The organism is Nocardia bhagyanarayanae, from assembly GCF_006716565.1.
In the GTDB taxonomy this organism is placed as follows: Bacteria; Actinomycetota; Actinomycetes; order Mycobacteriales; family Mycobacteriaceae; genus Nocardia; species Nocardia bhagyanarayanae.
In genome coordinates, this window is the sequence record NZ_VFPG01000001.1 from 5,762,349 (window position 1) to 5,782,932 (window position 20,584).

At 69.6% G+C, this 20,584-nt stretch carries 16 protein-coding genes and 1 pseudogene; 10 read left to right on the forward strand and 7 right to left on the reverse strand.

The features are described from left to right. The first annotated feature begins 137 nt into the window (after positions 1-137). The 10 genes and pseudogenes from FB390_RS25255 to FB390_RS25300 all read left to right on the forward strand — a co-directional run bounded on the left by FB390_RS25255 (position 138) and on the right by FB390_RS25300 (position 11,970). Positions 138-1,166, forward strand: coding sequence for a FecCD family ABC transporter permease (locus FB390_RS25255; RefSeq protein WP_425465884.1), 1,029 nt, complete (start codon positions 138-140; stop codon positions 1,164-1,166). Between the two features lie 40 nt (positions 1,167-1,206). After that, on the forward strand, positions 1,207-2,328 hold the full coding sequence (locus FB390_RS25260; RefSeq protein WP_425465885.1) for a FecCD family ABC transporter permease: 1,122 nt from the start codon (positions 1,207-1,209) through the stop codon (positions 2,326-2,328). After that, the gene (locus tag FB390_RS25265) at positions 2,325-3,158 is read left to right on the forward strand and encodes an ABC transporter ATP-binding protein (RefSeq protein WP_141811186.1); all 834 of its coding nucleotides are present in this window, start codon (positions 2,325-2,327) and stop codon (positions 3,156-3,158) included. Before FB390_RS25260 ends, FB390_RS25265 begins: the two co-directional genes overlap by 4 nt. Before the next feature lie 100 nt (positions 3,159-3,258). After that, positions 3,259-3,651 carry a BlaI/MecI/CopY family transcriptional regulator gene (locus tag FB390_RS25270; protein WP_067778283.1) on the forward strand — a complete coding sequence of 131 codons (393 nt, stop codon included), beginning with the start codon at positions 3,259-3,261 and terminating at the stop codon, positions 3,649-3,651. 77 nt (positions 3,652-3,728) lie between these two features. Beyond that, a complete protein-coding gene (locus FB390_RS25275) occupies positions 3,729-4,667 on the forward strand; it encodes a M56 family metallopeptidase (RefSeq protein ID WP_141811187.1) in 939 nt (312 codons plus the stop codon). A gap of 127 nt (positions 4,668-4,794) precedes the next feature. After that, positions 4,795-6,174 (forward strand): annotated as a pseudogene (locus FB390_RS25280) (DEAD/DEAH box helicase); the annotation flags it as partial. A gap of 535 nt (positions 6,175-6,709) precedes the next feature. Beyond that, a complete protein-coding gene (locus FB390_RS25285) occupies positions 6,710-7,555 on the forward strand; it encodes a DMT family transporter (protein ID WP_141811189.1) in 846 nt (281 codons plus the stop codon). 268 nt (positions 7,556-7,823) lie between these two features. Further along, on the forward strand, positions 7,824-9,260 hold the full coding sequence (locus FB390_RS25290; RefSeq protein ID WP_141811190.1) for a GuaB1 family IMP dehydrogenase-related protein: 1,437 nt from the start codon (positions 7,824-7,826) through the stop codon (positions 9,258-9,260). A 264-nt stretch (positions 9,261-9,524) separates the two neighbouring features. Further along, positions 9,525-10,913, forward strand: a complete 1,389-nt coding sequence (locus tag FB390_RS25295; protein WP_141811191.1) for a hemolysin family protein — start codon at positions 9,525-9,527, stop codon at positions 10,911-10,913. Next, positions 10,906-11,970 (forward strand): hemolysin family protein, encoded by a 1,065-nt coding sequence (locus FB390_RS25300; RefSeq protein WP_141811192.1) that lies wholly within the window; start codon positions 10,906-10,908, stop codon positions 11,968-11,970. Before FB390_RS25295 ends, FB390_RS25300 begins: the two co-directional genes overlap by 8 nt. Positions 11,971-12,046: 76 nt before the next feature. Here FB390_RS25300 and FB390_RS25305 read toward each other — a convergent pair whose 3' ends face one another. From FB390_RS25305 to FB390_RS25335, 7 genes are all read right to left on the reverse strand, one after another. Then, a complete protein-coding gene (locus FB390_RS25305; RefSeq protein WP_141811193.1) occupies positions 12,047-13,405 on the reverse strand; it encodes a flavin monoamine oxidase family protein in 1,359 nt (452 codons plus the stop codon). Positions 13,406-13,448: 43 nt separating this feature from the next. Then, a complete protein-coding gene (locus FB390_RS25310; RefSeq protein WP_141811194.1) occupies positions 13,449-14,144 on the reverse strand; it encodes a transporter in 696 nt (231 codons plus the stop codon). A 480-nt stretch (positions 14,145-14,624) separates the two neighbouring features. Continuing rightward, complete coding sequence (locus FB390_RS25315; protein WP_141811195.1) at positions 14,625-15,923, reverse strand: NAD(P)/FAD-dependent oxidoreductase; 1,299 nt, start codon at positions 15,921-15,923, stop codon at positions 14,625-14,627. A gap of 5 nt (positions 15,924-15,928) precedes the next feature. Then, entirely contained in the window at positions 15,929-16,303 is a 375-nt protein-coding gene (kal, locus tag FB390_RS25320) for a 3-aminobutyryl-CoA ammonia lyase (protein WP_141811196.1), read from the reverse strand. Beyond that, positions 16,300-17,964: a flavin-containing monooxygenase gene (locus FB390_RS25325; protein WP_141811197.1), complete on the reverse strand. Its 1,665-nt coding sequence runs from the start codon at positions 17,962-17,964 to the stop codon at positions 16,300-16,302. The genes kal and FB390_RS25325 overlap by 4 nt, the downstream gene beginning before the upstream one ends. Positions 17,965-17,995: 31 nt before the next feature. Then, complete coding sequence (locus FB390_RS25330; RefSeq protein ID WP_141811198.1) at positions 17,996-19,453, reverse strand: aldehyde dehydrogenase family protein; 1,458 nt, start codon at positions 19,451-19,453, stop codon at positions 17,996-17,998. A 34-nt stretch (positions 19,454-19,487) separates the two neighbouring features. Then, entirely contained in the window at positions 19,488-20,582 is a 1,095-nt protein-coding gene (locus tag FB390_RS25335; protein WP_141811199.1) for a Zn-dependent alcohol dehydrogenase, read from the reverse strand. Between the last annotated feature and the right edge of the window lie 2 nt (positions 20,583-20,584).

A 20,584-nucleotide genomic window follows, 5' to 3' on the forward strand; every position in this document is an offset into this window, starting at 1 on the left:
CCTCGGGATCGGCTCCTCATAGAGTCGAGTTCGGAAGATAGGTTAGGCTTACCCAACCTGGCAACCCCGGGGCACAACATCGGTTCAGCACCACAACGAGTCAGGAGCAGTACGTCGCCGTGACATTCCTTGGCACCGTGAGGCGGCGTCGCCTGACCGGCCTTGTTCTCTTGTTCGCGCTGTTGTTCCTGGCCGCGGTGGCCAGCATCGCGCTCGGTTCCCGCTCGCTTGCGCCCAGCACCGTCTACGACGCCGTGCGCGACGGGCTGACCTGTCAGGGCGGTCCGTTCAGCTGCCCGGCGCAGACCGCCGAGGACCAGATCGTGCGGTCGCTGCGACTGCCGCGTACCGCGCTCGCGGTGCTCACCGGCATCGCGCTAGGCGTCACGGGCGCGCTGATCCAGGGCTACACCCGCAACCCACTGGCGGACACCAGTCTGCTCGGACTCAATTCCGGCGCGGCGTTTCTCGCCGCGCTGAGCATGTACCTGTTCGGTTTCACCATGGCCGAGCAGTACATCTGGTTCGCGTTCGCCGGCGCATTATTAACGGGGCTGGCGGTTTTCGGGTTCTCGTCCATCGGCGGGGGCAAGGCCAGCCCGCTCAGCCTGGTGCTCGCCGGCGCCGCGCTCACCGCGTTCTTGCAGGCCATGACGAATGCCATTGTGCTGCTGGATCCCGCGGCGCTGGACACCTATCGCTTCTGGGTGGTCGGCGCGGTCGCCGGGCGGGACGCGCAGGTGTTCTGGCAGGTGCTGCCGTTCTTGGCGCTCGGTTCGGTGCTCGCGGTCGTTGCCGCGCCCGGTCTCAATCTGCTCACCCTCGGCGACGAGGTCGCGCGCGGGCTCGGCGTGCACGTCGGCCGCAGCCGCGCCCTCGGGCTCACCGCGGTGGTGCTGCTCTGCGGCGGTGCGACCGCGGCCGTCGGGCCGATCGCCTTCCTCGGACTCATCGTCCCGCACGCCGCGCGGATGTTCACCGGCCCCGACTTCCGTTGGCTCATCCCCTATTCGGGATTGCTCGGCGCGCTGCTGTTGCTCGTCGCCGATGTCGCGGGCAGGCTCGTCGCGCGGCCCGGCGAACTCCAGGCCGGTGTGATGCTGGCAGTCGTCGGCGCGCCCTTCTTCATCGCGCTCGTGCGCCGCCGAAAGCTGGTGAACCTGTGAGGCTCGAACGCTCCGTCACCGCGACCGCCGGGAGGACACGGTGAACGTCGACGTGAAAACCACGGATACGCAAGCCGTTTCGGCGGGCCTGCGCCGGGTGCGGCCCGCCTTGCGGATCGGCCCGGTCTCGCTGGTGCTGCGACCGGCGATGGTCGCGATCGTGCTGGCACTCGCCGCCCTGACATTCGTCCTGTTCTGCGTGGACATCGCCGTGGGCGACACGCACATTCCGATCGGACGGGTGCTCGACGTGCTCTCCGGCGGCGGCAGCCGGTCGCAGCGCTACATCGTGCTCGACTCGCGGCTGCCGCGCGCGCTCACCGCCGTCGTCGTCGGCGCGGCGCTCGGACTCGCGGGCGCGATCACCCAGTCGATCCTGCACAACCCGCTCGCCAGCCCCGACATGCTCGGCATCACCACGGGCGCCAGCCTCGGCGCGGTGTCGGTGCTCGTCGCCACCGGTGGCGCCACGACGGGGTTCGCCGCCACCCTCGGCGCGCCGCTGGCCGCGCTGCTCGGCGGATTGCTCACCGCCGCCGTGATCTACACGCTCGCGCTCGGCCGGACCGCCACAGGCGAATTCGGCGCGACCGGTCTGCGGCTCGTGCTCATCGGCATCGGCGTCAACGCGCTGCTCATGGCGGGCATCAACTGGGTACTCACCCTCGGAACCTGGCAGGACGCCGCCCGCGCGCAGCTGTGGCTGACCGGATCGCTCAACGGCGCCGACCGGGACCAGTTCGTGCCCGCGGCGGCGGCGCTTGCCATCGTCGCGCTCGTCGCGGTGGGTTCGGCGCGCACGCTGGCCGCGCTGCGGCTCGGCACCGAGACCACCAGGTCGCTCGGCGTGCGCATCCAGAGCCAGCAGGCCATCCTGATCGGCGCGTCGGTGGTGGCCGCCTCGGTGGCGACCGCGGCCGCCGGTCCGATCGCGTTCGTCGCGCTGGCCGGGCCGCAGATCGCGCGGCGACTGCTGCGCACGCCGGGAGAACCGTTGATCGGCTCGGCGCTGATCGGTGCGATCCTGGTGGTCGGAGCGGACGCGGCCGCGCGCACGCTGTTCCCGATGGACCTTCCCGTCGGCATCGTGACCGCCGGATTCGGCGGACCGTTCCTGCTGTACCTGCTCGTGCGTATGAACCGGAAGGCGACCCTGTCATGACCGTCACCACCACCGCCGCCGCGCACCAGCTGGCCGCAGAAGAGATCAGCCTCGGCTACGGCGACCGCGTCATCGTCGACAGGCTCACCCTGGACATCACCCCCGGCGTGATCACCACCGTCATCGGCCCCAACGGCTGCGGCAAATCCACCCTGCTGCGCTCGCTCGGCCGGTTGCTGCGGCCGCGCGGGGGCCGAATCCTGTTGGACGGCAAGGCGATTTCCTCGATGAAGACCAAGGACGTCGCGCGCGTCGTCGGCATGCTTCCGCAGACGCCGGTCGCGCCGGAGGGGCTGACGGTCGCCGACCTGGTCGCGCGTGGGCGTCATCCGCACCAGTCCTGGATCCGGCAGTGGTCGGCCGCCGACGAGACGGAGGTGATGACCGCGCTCGAGCAAACCGGCATCGCCGACCTGGCCGACCGCGCGCTCGACGAGCTCTCCGGCGGCCAGCGCCAGCGCGCGTGGATCTCCATGGCGCTGGCGCAGGGCACCGACATCCTGTTGCTCGACGAGCCGACGACCTACCTGGATCTCGCGCATTCGCTCGAGGTCCTCGATCTGGTCGACCGGCTGCACGACGATCTCGGCCGCACCGTGGTGATGGTGCTGCACGACCTGAACCTGGCCATCCGGTACAGCGATCAGCTCGTCGTCATGCACGCCGGACGGATCGTCGCGCAGGGCGCCCCAGGCGACATCGTCACCGCCGCGCTGCTGAAAGAGGTCTTCGGGTTGGACGCCTCGGTGCTCGAGGATCCGGTCTCCGGGAGGCCGATGATCGTGCCGATCGGCGCTCGGCACGTGCTGCCCGGCGCGACCGCGGAATGATCCATCCCGTTCGCGAGGTATGACCAATACCACACAGCTACCGGACAGTTACGACAGGGTGTAGTACGCGTTCGTGTCGTTGGGTCCGTAAACTTGGGGAATGGCAGGACTCGGTGAACTCGAGAAAGCGGTCATGGACCAGTTGTGGTCGAGCGATGAACCGCAGACCGTCCGGCAGGTGCACGAAGCCCTGGCCGCGCGCCGCGAACTCGCGTACACCACGGTGATGACCGTGTTGCAGCGACTCGCCAAGAAGAATCTGGTGGTCCAGCGACGCGACGACCGCGCGCATCGGTACGCGCCCGTGCACACCCGCGACGAACTGGTCGCCTCGCTGATGGTGGACGCGCTGCAACAGGCCGACGCCGCGGGCAGCCGCGCCGCCGCGCTGGTGCATTTCGTGGAGCAGGTCGGACGTGACGAAGCGGATGCGCTGCGCGAGGCACTCGCTAAGCTCGAAGCATCCGAAGGCAACCAACCACCGCCCAAGTAGTATCGGGGATGGCCGCACGGCCCCCGGGCCTCACAAAGCCGTGAGCGCCAGGCCCCACAACGCAGTGAGCTGAGTCGATGAACGCAACCGCGCCGGTCTTCGCCGGTCTCGCCTTGCTTCTCGCGGGGCCCGCCCCTGCGCTGCTCAGCCGCGCGACCTGGCCGTACCGGACACCGCGCGCGGCACTGGTGTTGTGGCAGGCCATCGCGCTCGCCGCCGTGCTCAGCGCCTTCGGTTCCGGCCTCGCCATCGCCGCCGAACTGTTGGTGCCCGGGCCCGACGGGCGTCCCACCACCTCCCCCACCCGCGAGATCGACGCACTGGGCCTGCCCCTGTGGCTGGCCTACGTCACCGTCTTCGCGCTGACCCTGTTGATCGGCGCCCGGCTGATCTTCTCGGTGATCCGCGTCGGCGTGCACACCCGCAGGCGCCGGGCGCGCCACCGCATGCTGGTCGACCTGCTCGACCAGAGCGGTCCGCACCGGCCCGCGCACGACATCCGCGTCCTCGCCGCGACCGAACCGATCGCCTACTGCCTGCCCGGCCTGCGCCAGCGGGTGGTGCTGAGCGAAGGCACGCTGACCAACCTGGACCACTCCGAGGTCAAGGCGATCGTCAGCCACGAGCGCTCGCACCTGCGGGCCCGACACGATCTGGTGCTCGAGGCGTTCACCGCGGTGCACGAGGCGTTTCCGCGGGTGGTGCGCAGCAAGGCCGCGCTCGGCTCGGTCAAGCTGCTCATCGAGTTGCTCGCCGACGACTCCGCCGTCAAGGTCACCGGTCCCAAACCGCTCGCACGGGCACTGGTGGCGTGCGCGAAGTCGACCGCGCCGCAGGGCGCGCTGGCCGCGGGTGGTCCGAGCACACTGATCCGCATCCAGCGGCTGAGCGGGCGGATCGGCGATTTCCGGGTGGCCTCGGCCGCGTACCTCGGCTCGGTCGCCATCCTCGTGGTTCCCACGTTGGCCGTCGCGGTACCCTGGCTGGTCGAACTCAGTCGGTTGTTCCGCCACTGACCTCCTCGATCCGGCGGTCGCGCCGGTCGCCTCGCTTCACCCCGTTCAGGACGTCGCGGTCCGCCGCGCCCGTTCGCGTGCCGAGCAGTGCTCGCGCCACGTCGAAACCACGAAAGGCATTCACCCGTTGACTCCCTCGCCCGCCGCCGCGGCGCCCAGCGTCACCTTCGCTGATCTGGGCCTGCCCGTTCCGCTCGTCCAGGCGCTACGCCGCGACGGCATCGAGGCGCCCTTCCCCATCCAGGCCGCGACGGTCCCGGACACGCTGGCGGGCAAGGACGTGCTCGGGCGCGGCCCGACCGGATCCGGCAAGACGCTCGCCTTCGGGCTGCCCATGCTGGCGCGGCTCGCGGGCGGCGCCGCCAAGCCGGGGCGGCCGCGCGGACTGGTGCTGGTGCCGACCAGGGAGCTGGCCGCGCAGATCGAGCGGGCGCTCGACGAGCCCGCGCTCGCGCTCGGCCTGCGCATCGCTTCGGTCGTGGGCGGCGCGCCGATCAAGCGCCAGGCCGACCGGCTGGCGCGCGGCGTCGACCTGCTCATCGCCACTCCCGGCCGATTGCAGGACCTGGTCCTGCAAGGCTCGGCCGACCTGTCCGACGTGGTCATCACCGCGCTGGACGAGGCCGACCACATGGCCGACATGGGCTTCCTTCCGCAGGTCACCAAGTTGCTCGACCGGACGCCGAAAGACGGTCAGCGGCTTCTGTTCTCCGCGACCCTCGACGGCGACGTCGACAAGCTGGTCAAGCGCTACCTGCGCTCGCCGGTGACGCATTCCACCGCGCCGCCGTCGGCCGCGGTCGCCACCATGTCGCACCATCTGCTGTACGTCCGCAAGGCCGACAAGCGTGACGTCGTCGCCGAGATCGCGTCCCGCGACGGGCTCACCATCCTGTTCGTCCGCACCAAGCACGGCGCGGACCGGCTGGCCAAGCAGCTGCGCGCCGCCGGTGTCGCGGCCGGCGCGCTGCACGGCGGCAAGGCGCAGAACAACCGAACCCGGACGCTCGCGGCGTTCGCCGACGGCAGTGTCCCGGTGCTCGTCACCACCGACGTCGCCGCCCGCGGCATCCACGTCGACGGCATCTCCCTCGTCGTGCACGTCGACCCGCCCGCGGAGCCCAAGGCCTACCTGCACCGGGCGGGCCGCACCGCCCGCGCGGGCGAGGACGGCGTCGTCGTCACCTTGGTCACCGAGGTCGAGCGGACCGACGTGGAGAAGATGACCCGCAAGGCCGGGGTGGATATCGAAGGTCTCGAGGTCGCGCCCGGGGATCGGCAGCTGGCCGCGATCACGGGTGCGCGGAGGCCGTCGGGAGTTCCGGTCACCCTGCCCGGGGCCACGGTGGTGAAGTCCGAGGCCGACGAACGCGGCTCTTCGGGCGCAGCGAAGGGCAACGGACGCCGGTCGTCGGCGGGCGCGAAGTCCACTGGGAACCGGGCCGCCTCGGGTGCGAAGACCGCTGGAAGCCGGGCTGCCACGAGCGGGAAGTCCAGCGGTCGTCGGGCCGCCGCGGGTGTGCAGTCCAACGGATCTCGCGCTGCCGCGGCGACGGAGTTCGACGGACACGGGGCCGCACGCGGAGCCAAGTCCGACGGGCCGCGAGCTGCCGCAGCGCCCAAGTCCAACGGACGCGGGGCTGCCGCAGCCACCACGTCCGACGGGCGCCGCGCCCCTGCCGAAGGGAAGTTCGGCGGACGACGCGGTGCGCGTTCGACGACTCCTGATCGCGCCGCGCCGCGCGCCGACGGCTCCGCACCAGCCCCGCGTACCCGCTCCGGCCGCCGCTCCGGAGACACGACGCCGACCCGGGATACCACCGGCCAGCCGCGCCGCCGCGGCACCGGGGGCCAACGCCGCCGCACCAGCTGACCACTCGAACAGCCATCTCCCACAACGCTTTCGCACGCCTCCCGCAGACGCGGGTGCTGTGACTGTGCGGGCGATGTGCGCCAGGCGCGACACGCCCGGGATGCAAAGGCGACGCGCCGGATGCGGAGGGCGAACGGGCGGGTCGGCTATCTCAGGGCAAACTTAGCCGATGCCGCATCATCCGTTGGGGGCCGTGGTCTGCGCGCTCGCCGCCGCGCTGTTGTTCGCGGTGGCGGCGGTCGCGCAACAGCATGCCGCGGCGGCGGTGCCGGAGGAGCAGTCGTTGATCGGGGCGCTCGTGCGGAGTCCGCGGTGGTGGGCCGGGGTCGGCGGGGATGTGGGCGGATACGGGATGCAGGTCGCGGCGCTCGCGCTGGGACCGGTGCTGCTGGTGCAGCCGATTCTGGTCAGTTCGCTGGTGTTCGCGCTGCCGCTGTCGGCGCGGCTCAACAGGCGGCGGGTCGGAGCGCGTAAATGGGCGGCCGCGTCGGCGCTCGTCGCGGCCTTGGCCTGCTTTCTCCTGGTCGGCAACCCATCGGAAGGCGATTCGACTGCGCCGCTGCGGGATTGGGTAGTCCCGCTGGCGATTCTGCTCGGCGCGGTCGCCGCCGCGGTCGCCGTCGCGCTCGGCAGCGCCGATCGCGGCCGCCGTGCGCTGCTGTTCGGCGCGGCGGGCGGCGCGCTGTACGGGCTCGCCGCCGCGCTGACCTCCTACGTCACCGATCTGTTCGAGCACGGCCTCGGCCACGTGCTCGGCAGCTGGCAGACGTGGGCGCTGGTCGCCTCCGGCTTGGTCGGCGTCTACTTCCAGCAGCGCGCTTTCCAAGCCGGTTCGCTCACCGCCTCGCTCCCCGCCGTCACCATCGCCGAACCGCTGGCCGCCGCCTTCCTCGGCCTCACCGTGCTCGACGAGAACCTGCGCACCAACGATTTCGGAGTGGTGATCACCGCGCTCGCCGTAGTCGTCATGTGCGCCACCACGATCCAGCTCTCCCGCGCACAAGCCGCCGCCTGACGAAGCGATCCCCGACGGGCCCATGCCGAATGCTCGGCGCGCTTGTCCACCGTCCGCGGTTCGTTCGGCTCGCCACCACGCCGACTGTCCGTAATCGTCAGGCGACATACGGTTCCGCGCGGGGCAATACGCGACTCGTAAGTGCCGGCGCGCCCGGCGCTCCGTCGGGCCCGCCACATCCGATGCGCAGTCCCGCCAGTTGGGACCCGCACCCCGGTGCGCCAGAGATTCGCCGCGCAACCCCGAGCTCACGGTTAGTATGGGTCAAGTGCAGTTTCTCCCTGGACACCAGCCGCCGTACGACCTCACCTACGACGACATCTTCCTCGTCCCGAACCGGACCGACGTAGCGTCCCGATTCGACGTGGACCTGTCGACCGTCGACGGTTCCGGCACCACCATTCCCATCGTCGTGGCGAACATGACCGCGGTCGCGGGCCGCCGCATGGCCGAGACGGTCGCGCGGCGCGGCGGGATCGTCGTCCTGCCGCAGGACCTGCCGATCAGCGCGGCCGCCGACACCATCGCGTTCGTCAAGAGCCGCTCGCTCACCGCCGACACCCCGGTCACGCTTGACCCGGATCGATCGGTCTCCGAGGCCGTCGCGCTGATGCACAAGCGCGCGCACGGCGCCTTGGTCGTGGTCGAGGACGGCAAGCCGGTCGGCGTGGTCACCGAGGGCTCGTGCACCGACGTGGACCGTTTCGCCCGGCTGCGCGAGGTGGCGATCACCGATTTCGTGCAAGCGCCCGCGAGCACCTCCCCCCGCGAACTGTTCGATCTGCTCGAGTCCGAGCATGCGCACCTGGCCGTGCTCACCGCCGAGGACGGCACGCTGGCCGGCGTGATGACCCGCACCGGCGCCATCCGCGCGGGCATCTACCAGCCCAACGTCGACGGCAACGACCAGCTGCGCGTCGCGGCCGCGGTCGGCATCAACGGCGACGTGGCCGCGAAGGCCAAGGCGCTGGTCGACGCGGGCGCCGACCTGCTCGTCATCGACACCGCGCACGGCCACCAGGCGAAGATGCTCGAAACCTTGCGCGCCATAGCCGATCTCGGCCTCGGCGTGCCGCTGGTCGCGGGCAATGTGGTCTCGGCCGAAGGCACCCGCGATCTCGCCGCGGCGGGCGCGGACATCGTCAAGGTCGGTGTCGGCCCCGGCGCGATGTGCACCACGCGGATGATGACCGGCGTCGGTCGCCCGCAGTTCTCGGCCGTGGCCGAATGCGCCGCCGCCGCAAAGGAACTCGGCGTGCACATCTGGGCCGACGGCGGTGTCCGGCACCCGCGCGACGTGGCGCTCGCGCTGGCCGCCGGCGCGTCCAACGTGATGATCGGTTCCTGGTTCGCAGGCACCTACGAGTCCCCCGGCGATCTCCGGGTGGACCGCGACGGCAACGCGTACAAGGAGAGCTTCGGCATGGCCTCCAAGCGCGCCGTCGCCGCGCGCACCGCCACCGACAGCGGATTCGACCGGGCGCGCAAGGCGCTGTTCGAGGAGGGCATCTCCAGCTCGCGCATGCGCCTGGACCCCGAGCGCCCCGGCGTGGAGGACCTGATCGACCACATCTGCTCCGGCGTGCGCAGCGCCTGCACCTACGCGGGCGCCCGCACCCTGACCGAATTCCACGACAAGGCGGTGCTCGGCGTGCAGTCCGCGGCGGGCTTCGCGGAAGGACGTCCGCTGCCCAGCGGCTGGTGAGCACCGACACGCGAACAGCGCCGCTACCGGCCGACGCGATCCGCCGCGTCGGCCGGTAGCATGGTGGTTGCCGGGTCCGCCCGGCGCCACGATTCCGCATGCCGAAAGGAACAAGTTGTCACCCGCGTCCGAGGGCGCCGCACAGGAGGGCTCCTCTACCGAGCCGGGTGACAAACCCGGCGCTCTCCTTCTCGCAGCAAGCCAGCCCGAACCAGCTTTTCCCCGCGCGTCCCGTAACTACGCGCTTCGCGGGCGGTGTTGATCGTGTCCACCGTCCTCACCATTCTCAGCCTGGTCGGGTTCGTCGCACTCACCGCAGGCACCGCGCTGTTCGTCGCGGCCGAATTCTCCCTCACCGCCCTGGAACGCAGCACCGTCGAGGCGCACGCCCGCACCGGTGACGTGCGCTCGCGAATGGTCCGGCAGGCGCACCGCACGCTGTCGTTCCAGCTGTCCGGCGCCCAGCTCGGCATCACCATCACCACGCTGATCACGGGCTACATCGCCGAGCCGGTGATCGCCCGCCTGCTCGCGCCGGTGTTCACCGCGGTCGGCTTGAACTCCAGTGCGGCCAACGGCGTCTCGCTGGCACTGGCCCTGGTGCTGGCCACCTCGCTGTCGATGATCTATGGCGAGCTGGTGCCCAAGAACATCGCCATCGCCAAGCCGATGGCGACCGCGCGGATGACCGCGGGCCCGATGATCGCCTTCTCGGTGGTGTTCAAGTGGATGATCCACTTCCTCAACAGCACCGCGAACTGGGTGGTGCGCCGCCTCGGCGTGGAACCGGCGGAGGAGTTGCGCTCGGCGCGTTCGCCGCAGGAACTCGGCTCGCTGGTGCGCACCTCGGCGCAGCGCGGCGCGCTGGATCAGCGCACCGCGTTGGTGATGGACCGCTCGCTGCAGTTCGGCGAGCGCAGCGCCGAGGAGCTGATGACGCCGCGGGTGAAGGTGGAGTCGCTGGACAAGTCCGACACCATCGCCGATCTGATCGCCGCCGCCAGCCGCACCGGCTACTCCCGGTTCCCGGTGATCGACGGCGATCTCGACAACACTCTCGGCGTCGTGCACGTCAAGCAGGCGTTCACCCATCCGGCGAACGCGCGGCGCACCATCCCGTTGCAGCTGCTGGCGCGCCCCGTTCCGGTGGTGCCCGCCAGCCTCGACGGTGACGAGGTGCTCGAACGTGTCCGCGCCGACGGCATGCAGGTCGCGCTGGTCGTGGACGAGTACGGCGGCACCGCGGGCATGGTCACCATGGAGGACCTGATCGAGGAGATCCTCGGCGACGTGCGTGACGAGCACGACGAGGAGGAGCGCGACGTGCGTCGGGTCTCCGACGGCTGGGACTGCTCGGGCCTGCTGCGCATCGACGAGGTCTCCCGCGCCACCGGCTACGACGCGCCCGAGGGCGAATACGAGACGCTCGGCGGCCTGGTGCTGACCGGTCTCGGCCGCATCCCCGTGGTCGGCGACGAGGTGGTCCTGCCCAATTCGACCGCCAACCACAGGCAGTCGTACGAAACCCACCAGGGCGGCTGGATCGCCAGGGTCGAACGCATGGACGGACGCCGCATCGACCGCGTCCGGCTGATCCCCGTCACGCCGGAGGCGCTGATCGCCCACACGTCGCAGGAGCACAGCCATGGGTGATCTGTTCGGTGTCCTGCTCACGGTGGTGCTGCTGGCGGGCAACGCCTTCTTCGTCGCCGCCGAATTCGCGCTGATCTCCGCGCGCCGCGACCGCCTCGAGGCGCTGGCCGCCCAGGGCAAGCGCAACGCCACCACGGTCATCCGGGCCGGTGAGAACCTGTCGATGATGCTGGCCGCCGCGCAGCTGGGCATCACGATCTGTTCGATCCTGCTCGGCCGCGTCGGCGAACCGGCCGTCGCACACCTGCTGGAGGGGCCGTTCGAGCTGCTCGGCCTGCCCGACCAGCTGCTGCATCCGGTGGCCTTCGCCATCGCGCTCACCATCGTGGTGATCCTGCACATCCTCTTCGGCGAGATGATCCCGAAGAACATCGCGCTGGCCGGGCCGGAACGCAGTGCGCTGCTGCTCGTTCCGATGCACCTGGTGTGGTTGCGGGTGGCTCGTCCGCTGATCGCGATCTACAACATGGCGGCGAATCTGTCGCTGCGGCTGCTGCGCATCGAGCCCAAGGACGAGCTGGAGGCCACCGTCTCCAGCGTGGAGCTCGCCGAGATGATCGGCGAGTCCCGTTCGGAGGGTCTGCTCGACGAGGAGGAGCACCGCCGCCTGACCCAGGCGCTCGGCACCTCCGATCGGATCGTCGCCGACGTGCTGGTGCCGCTGGCCGCCACCCGCTCGATTCCGTTGCGCGGCAACGGAACCACGCTCGGCGACATCGAGACCGCGGTCGCGGAGACCGGCTTCTCCCGCTACCCGGTGCGCGCCAGCGACGGTTCGCTGGTCGGCTACCTGCACGTGAAGGACGTGCTGGACAAGGTCGCCGACGAGTCCGCGGGCCCGAGCACCCCGATCCCGCGCACCGACATCCGCCCGCTGCCGACGGTCGGCACGGGCACCACGCTCTTCGAGGCGCTGGCCCGGCTGCGCCGCACCAGCAGCCACCTGGGACGCGTCGTCGACACCCGCGGCAACACCGTGGGCATCGTCGCGCTGGAGGATCTGGTCGAGGAGTTCGTCGGCACGGTTCGCGACACCACGCACCGGATCACCGAGTGACGCGGGGCGCCAACGTCTTCGAGGGCGAGAGTGGCCGTTCGAGGCGGTGGCGCCGCGTGGTTCCGCGACCGGCGGTCTATCGCGCTCGGCTCAGGCTGGCCAGTACGGCCTTCGCCGCTCGCTCGCCCGACGTAGCCGCGTCGGCGAGCGACGGCAGGTCGAGTTGGTAGTCGCCGGCGAGGTAGATGTTGTCGAGCGGGTCGCGCAATGTCGGAAGGGACTTGCGCCGACCTGGCGCCCAGAACGGCACGACCCGGCGGTGCCTGCGCAGGATGCCCTCTCCCAGTTTGCCTTTCAGCTCGGGCAGCACGGTGATCAGGTCGTTCGCGAAGCGCGACACGATCTGCTCGTCGGGCAGGTCGAGCAACGCGTCGGCCTTGCCGCCACCCGCGAAACAGGCCAGGGCGCCGCCCGGCTTGCGGTCGCTTCCGGTGCGCAGCGCCGCGGCGTGGTTGAACACCGCCTGGAACGACAGCTGCGGCGTGGAGATGACGAAGTTGTCGTCCCAGCGTTGCGGCCCGACTTCGTCGGTGAAGAAACCGACGACCACGTAGCGGCCGTAGGTGATGTCGTTGAACGCGTTGCGGTACTGCTGCGGGAGGTCCGGGACGATCCGCTCGGTGACATCGGCGGGGGCGGTCACGATCGCGCGCTCGGCCCGCAACCGCGCCGGCCGGCCATTGTCGAGATAGTCGACGACTACGCCGTCGCCGTCGCGCCGCACCGATTGCACCGCAGCGTTCAGCCGGATGCGGGCACCGAGCTCTTCGGTCAGCACGTCGGTCAGCGTCTGGTTACCACCGTCGGGCAGCGAGAAGTTCGGGACCTTCGCCGGGTCGGTCAGCGCGATGCCGATCGAGGTGACGAGCTGGGTGGCGGCGGTCTCGTTCAGGTCGCATCCCATCCACTGCGCCGACCACGACCGGACGATGGTGGCGGCCAGTTCCGAGCGGACACCGTTCAGCAGATACGACGCGAGCTTGGTGTCGAGCCGGGCGCGGACCCGCTGAGCGAAACGGCTTTCCGATTCGAGGAACGGTGCGGCCGCGAGGATGCGCGCGCCGACGATGGCAAGACCGAGACGGTCCATCATTGTCATCCGCGTGCGGAACATGAGGGCGAAGGGATTCGAGGTGTCGACCGTCGCACCGTTGAGGTGCAGCGCGACGCTCTTGCCCGCGAGCGAGCCCATCTCGATACCGTGCCGGTCGAGGGCATCGATCAGCGTGCCGGTGCCCTCGGTGAATTGAGTGCCGACGTTGATCCAGTAGTCGCCCTGCCGGACGGTGTCGACGCGTCCGCCCGTGCGATCGGTGGATTCGAGCACGACGACCTCGGCCGCGGGTGCGAGAGTGGTCGCCGCAGTCAGGCCCGCCATTCCGGCGCCGACGACGACCACCTCGGTGGTCTCTTCCTGTATTTCCTGCGTTGTCATAGAAACTCCTGACTCGAGATCGATCGTGGGAAGGTCCGGCGAATCAGGCCGTGACCGGCGCGCCGCCGCTGACCGCCTGCGCGTCGACGCGCTTGTTGTAGGCGTCGAAGGCCCGGTACGCGCGGTAGTACACGCACATCTGCAGGCCCCACGTGGACAGCGCGAGGATGTAGAAGATCGTGTGCTCGGCGTCGTCGCCCGGGATGTGGACGAAGTCGTAGATCGAGGCGATGACGAAGGCGCAGGCGGTGGCGACGGCGGCCCACACGGCGTGCCCGCGCTCATCGATATCCCACAGGCGCTTGACGAAGTAGCCCAGGAAGATCGTGGTGAGCACATTGACCACGATGAAGAAGACCTTGGCGGGGGTGCCGATGTTCTCGGAGTAGCCGAGCAGGATCCAGCCCGCCACGGCCGCGAGGGCGAACGCGCCGATGTCCATCGCCACCGACGGCTTGTACCGGTGGGTGACCTGCATCAGTCCGAGGACCAGGATCAGCGTGATACCGACGGACCGGGAGAACGCGTCGAGGAAAGACGCGGCGGTGTACATCGGGCTGTCGTGGCCTGCCTTGACGATGCCGTAGACCAGGAAGTTCGAGCCCGACGTCGCCACGATGATCCACTCGAGGCCGAGCAGGTAATTCTTGTAGTTCCGGATGAACAGGATCCCGTAGGTGAATCCGACGGCGATCATCCAGATGTCCGCGACCGCGAAAAGCAGTTCCTTGATGGACATGATCTTCTCCTTGAAAGGTGACACCCGCCGACCAGCGGCAATGGGTCGTTTCGTCAGCGCTGCCGAACGATCGAGAACAGGTGGTCGTCTCGCTTCGGCGATTCATGGGTTCGACATCTGCCGTCGAGCGGGGTGCGCGTAGCCCCGACGCAGAGCTGGGGTGTGATGCCTGTCATAACGGTACCGGGAGTGAGTCATATGATCAAGGCAATTGACCCACTAATTCTCGACATGTCGATCAGCCGACCGGGCCACGGTCGTGGTAGGGCGCCCGAACGCACAACCGCCGAACCACAGCGTGCGCGGGTTCGGCGGTGCGGTGCATCCCGACCTGATCGTCGGCATCTGTCTATATCGGATGACTATGTTCGTGAGAGCACTCGGCCGGCCGAGGCGAGCCGATACAGACTTTCCACGCGTCACGCCGGCCGTCGACGGCGAGCGCCATTCCTCGACGGCCGGCGTGAACCGGTGCGGTGATTACTTCCTGAGCGCGGCCAAACGGTCGGCGGCGCGGTCCGCGAGCCAACCCAGATACAGCGCGGGATTACCGACGAAGCTGGGCCAGAACCGCTTGCCGCCGTGCCAGATCGCCTCCAAGTCCTCGTGCCGCGGCGCGCCGGTGACGTGGTCGGCCAGCATATGGCCCACGTACTGCGCCTGGGCGAAGCCGTGGCCGTTGCAGGCGAGCGAGTAGAGCACGTTGTCGGAGGCTTCCCCCGCGACGGGGAGCCACGTGGAACTCATGCCGATCCAGCCGCCCCAAGCTCGCTGCGGCTCGATATCCCGCAGGCCAGGGAAGCGATCGTGAAAGCCGCGGACGAGGTCGTCGGCGACGTGCGGCGCGGGGGTGCGATCCGGCAGCGGGTTGCGGCCCGCCTGCACTCGGCGCGTGCCGAACACGATGGTGCCCCGCGGCGTGACGCGGTAGCTCTCCAGGATCATGTGCAGCGTGACCATGGGGGCCCGGCTGGTCCAGCCGATCTCGTCGAGCCGCTCGGGCGCGATGGGTTCGGTTTCGACCAGAGAGGTCCACACCGGGGTGGCGAGGTGCTTGGGGGCGAGGGGCAGTCCGTTGCTCGCGGCATTGGTGGTCAGCAGAGCCTTGCGAGCCCTGATCTTTCCGCGCGGAGTCTCGACGACGACACCGCCGCCGACGTCGGCGATGTCGCGTGCGGGAGTGGACTCGTAGACACGCACACCCGCAGCGATCGTCGCGGCGCGCAGACCGAGCGCGAACTTGCCCGGATTCACCGTGCCGCCCACGCCCTCGCGGATGCCACCGAGGAAGCCCTCCGGCAGACCTGCCTCGGGGCCTTCGACCCATTCGCCCGACGATCCGGCCTCGGCCAGGACCTTCGCGTTGCGGCGCGCGTGCCGCAACTGCCCCTTCGACACCGCGGCCATCACGATGCCCTCCTGCCGATAATCGCAGTCGATCGCGTGGCGCTCGATCGCCTCCTCGGCGAAATACACCGCGTGCTCGGCGTAGCGATACAGCTCGCGCAAGCGCTCACGCGAGAGCAGGAATCCCAGCAATTCCGGATCGGCGGCGACCGAGTTCGTGATGTATCCGGCGTTGCGCGAGGTGGCGCCCCAGCCGAGGGTCTTCGCCTCGAGCAGTACGACGTCGACGCCCTTCTCGGCGAGGCGGAGTGCGGCCGACATGCCGCCGCCACCGCCGCCGATCACCACGACATCGCAGTCGATGTCACCGGTCAGCGGCGGTTCGACTGTCGTGGGTTGACCGGCCCAACCGGTGTCGTGGATCAACTCCATGGCGCCTACTCCGTTCCGTCCGCGGGGATGACCGCGGTGCCGCGAGCACGAACCGCGACCAGGGGAGGGTCCAGGACCTGCGCGCGACCCGTGTCATCGGAGCCACGACAGATCACCCGAAGCTCGAAATCGACTGTGCGGCTTCGGTTTCCCTTCTTCACCAGGGTGGCCTCGGCCTCCACGACGTCGCCGCCGCGGACCGGAGCGAGGAATTCGACCGACGAGTAGCCGGCGAACAGGCCCTCGTGTCCGTCCATTTCGATCGCCAGATTGGTGCCGACATCGCCGAACAGCTTCAGGGCGTAGGCGCCGTCGACCAAATTACCGGCGTAGTGCGCGTCGGAGAAGGCGACGTACCGCCGGTGGACTGCCTTGCTCATGCGATCTCCTCGTGAATCGGGCCGAGTGTGCGCGACTGCGCTTCGCCGTCGAGGGCGACGCCGGGGTAGCCCCGCTTGGCGATCTCGGTGCACATGCGGCGGTATTTGCCGACACCACCCACGTAACCCATGAAGGTGTTGGGCTTGCCTTCGATGTTGGAGCCCCGATACCAGGAGTCGGTGGTCGCGTACAGCGTCTGCGCGACGGTTCCCTCGGTGATGTCGACCCACTCCTGCTGTGCCTCGGGGGTGGCCTCGATCACCGTGGCGCCGTTGTCGCGGGCGTGCTCGATGAGGTCGGCGATCCAGTCGACGGCCTGCTCGATCGTCACCACCACATTGCTGGCCAGCGCGGGACTGAGCGGTCCGCCGACCATGAAGAAATTGGGGAAGTCGGCGGCCATGATCCCGAGGTAGGAGCGGATACCGTCGCCCCAGGCCTCCTGCAGCTTCTCGCCGGACGCCCCGGTGAGACCGAGCCCGTACAGCGGGCCGGTGAAGGCGTCGAACCCGATCGCGAGCACGATGGCGTCCACCTCGTAGGAGCCCTTCGAGGTGACGATCGCGTTCGCGGTCATCGTCTCGATCGTCTCCTCACGCAGCGACACCAGCGACACGTTCGGGCGGTTGTAGGTCTCGTAGTAGTCGGTGCCGAAGACGCTGCGCTTGGCGCCCAGCGGGTGGTACTTGGGCACCAGCAGTTCCGCGGTGACCGGGTCCTTCACGATCTCGCGGATCTTGTCGTGGATGAATTCCGACGCGGTCCGGTTCGCCTCGGCGTCGAAGAGCAGGTCGGCGAACTCGGCGCCGACGCCCTGGAAGCCGCTGCGCTCGTAGGCCTCCTCGTAGCGCCGTTTGCGCTCCTCGTCCGAGACGTCGAAGGCCCGGTCGGTGACGGGGCGATCGGGGATGCCGCCGGGTGAGTGCCTGCATTCCTCACGGATGGCCAGGTAGTCGTCCTTGACGGCGGCGACCTGGTCCGGGGAGAGTTCGGCGTTGCGCGCGGGCATCACGTAGTTCGGGGTGCGCTGGAACACCGTCAGGTGCTCGGCGACCTCGGCGATGAGCGGAATGGCCTGCACGCCGGAAGACCCGGTGCCGATCACGGCGACGCGCTTGCCCGCGAGATCGTCGAGGGAGATGTTCCACCGGCTCGTCGACACCTTCGTACCGGCGAAGTTCGACAGGCCGGGCACGTCGAAGTCCTTCGGGGTGGACAGGCCGCCCGCACCCGAGATCAGGTAGCGGCTGCGCCGGGTCTCCCCGTTGTCGAGCCGCACCTCCCACAGGCTGTCTGCGGCGTTCCAGGTCGAGGCCACCACCCGGGTGTTGAAGGTGAAGTGCTTGCGCAGGTCGAAGCGGTCGGCGACGTGCTCGATATAGCTGAGGATCTCGGCCTGCGGGGCGAACCGCTGGCTCCACGTCCACTCCTGCTGGAGCGCCTCGTCGAACGAGTACGAGTAGTAGATGCTCTCGACGTCACAGCGCGCGCCCGGATAGGTGTTCCAGAACCAGGTGCCGCCGACGCTGGGCCCGGCTTCGAAGCCCGCGAAGGTCCAGCCCGCTGTCGTCAGCCGGTGCGAGAGGTAGATGCCGGTGAAGCCGGCGCCGACACCGATGACGTCGACAACGCCGGGATCGACAGTGGAGGTGGAGTTCATGGCAGCAGCCGCTTTCGTCGAAGGTCGTTCATTACAGGGGAAGATCGGGAGAATCGACGCCGACCACGCGGTCGCCGCAGAACACCCGGACGGACTCACCGGGGGCGTGACCGCCGATTCCCGAAGTGCCCCAGAAGCTTTGGGCCGAGCCGTCGGCCAAGTCGGCGACCTTGGCGCCGTTCACGCGCACCTCGCCGGACAGCACCCGGGATCCGACCTCGATGGCGCGGTCCAGGTCGCTGCCGAACACGTACGCGTCCAGACCCGACGGGTTGGCGTTGGCCACGCGCAGTGCGTCCTCGTCGGACTCCACGGCGTGCAGGGTGACGAGCGGGCCGAACAACTCGGCGGTCGCCACCGACGCGTCGACTCCCGAAGCGATGGTGGGTGAAAGGAAGAACCCGTCGAGCCCGGGGAGCTTCGCGGGCTGATGGATGGTCGCGCCCTTGGCCCGCAGCTCGTCGATCCGGCTTCGCAGCGTGGCGAAATGCGGGGCGTTCGAGATCGGGCCCAGCTGGGTGTCCTCGTCCAGCGAGTGCCCGACCTCGATGCCGGCGATGCGATCGAGCAGCGCGTCGAGGAGCGGCTCCACCAGACTCTTGTGCGCCAGCACCTTTCCGGGGCCCTCGCACCACTGACCGTTGAGCTTGGTCATTCCCTCGAGGATGCCGTCGGCCGCGACGTCGATGTCGGCGTCGTCCAGCACCAGAGCCGGGTTGTTGCCACCGAGCTCGAGCTGGAGCACCTTGAAGTCCTCCGCGGCCGCGCGGGCGATCGCGCGACCGGCGTTCGGGCCGCCGGTGAACGAGACGATCTTCACCCGGTGATCGCCGGTGATCGCCGCGCCCACATCGCCCGCACCGTGAACGAGCTGCAGCGCACCGTCGGGCAACCCGGCCTTGACGAAGCATTCGACGATGATCTGGGCGCTGCTCGGCGCGTGCTCCGACGGTTTGAGGATGACGGGGCAACCGGCGGCCAACGCGCTCACCATCTTGGCGGCGGGGATGAAACTGGGGCCGTTCCACGGGGTGAGGATCGCCGCGGGACCCCACGGCACCTTGTACAGCCGCACGTCGCGGCCACCGGCCTCGAGCGCGGTGCGACGCGGGATGGCGCGCAGCTCCGCGGCCGCCGCGCGGATCCGGTGCGGGAGGAACTGCGCGACCAGCCGAGCCTTCGCGATCGGGACGCCGCTGGTGAGGGCATCGGTGCGGGCGATGTCCTCGATCCGGGTCTCCACGAGGTCGGCCGCGCGCTCGATCATCGCCGCGCGTTCCTCGCTCGCCGCGTCGTCCCAGCGTTCGAAGCCGTAGGACCGCTCGGCATGCCGCAGGGCACGCTCCACGTCGTCCGGGCTGGTGGTGACGGCGCGGTGGACGGGTTGGCCGGTGTTGGGGTCGAGATTCCACGCGTCCGGGATCGTCCGGCACTCGGACCATTCGTCGGCGATGTAGTTGATCGGTTGGGGCAGTTGCGGATTCGACATCAGGGGCTCCTTCGGTGCTCGAACAGGGAGGGGGTCAGACGGTGAGATCGGCGACGATGCGGGTGACCTCGCCGGACTTCATCGCCTCGAAGCCCTTGCCGATGTCGTGGAACGGGACGACATCGCTGACCATCTCGTCGAGCAGCAGCCGGCCCTGCTGGTACAGACGGGCGAACTGGGCGATGTCCTCCTGCGCCTGGCCCGAACCCATGTAGGAACCGATGAGTCGCTTCTCGCTGAAGAAGAAGTTCCAGGCGGGCAGCGTCAGGTCGGTCCCGTCGGGGGCGATGCCGACCATGCACGCGGTGCCGGTGGCGCGCAGGACCGCCAGCGCGGTGGCCGCGGTCCGCGCGCTGCCGACGGCCTCGAACGAGTAGTCCACGCCGTCGCCGAGCAGGTTCTGGATCTCGGCAGGCACGTCGGCGGCACCGTTCACGACGTGGGTGGCGCCGTAGGTGCGGGCCGCGGCGAGGCGGGCGTCGTCGAGATCCACGGCGACGATCGCCGAGGCACCGGCCAGACGCGCGCCCTGGATGATGGCCGAACCCACACCGCCGCAACCGATGACGGCGACGGTCGCACCCGGCCGCACCCGCGCGGCGCGGAACACGGCGCCGATACCGGTGATGACGCAGCACGAGAGCAGGCAGCCCACGTGCAGCCCGACCTCGTCGGACACCTTCACCAGCGCGTTCTCCCGCATCAGGGTGTGGCGGGAGAACGCGCCGACGTCACCGAGCCGGTGCACGACCTGACCGCCGGGCAGTTGGAAGGCGGGCCGGGGCCGCTGCCGGATCTGCGCGATGCGCTGACACTGGGTCGAGTGCCCGACCTGGCAGTTGCGGCACAATCCGCACGAGGGCGTGAGGGCGCCGACGACCCGGTCGCCGGGGGCCAACGTGGTCACCGCGGAGCCGACCGACTCGACCACACCCGCCAATTCGTGGCCGACCACCACGGGCAGGTCCGCGCCGACGGTTCCGGTCATGTAGTGCAGGTCGCTGTGGCACAGACCGACATTCGAGACGGCCAGGCGGACCTCGTTGGGTTCCGGGTCGTCGACCAGGATCTCGGTGAATTCCAGCGGTTCGTTCACCGCGGTGAGGACTGCTGCTTCGGTGGTGATCATCA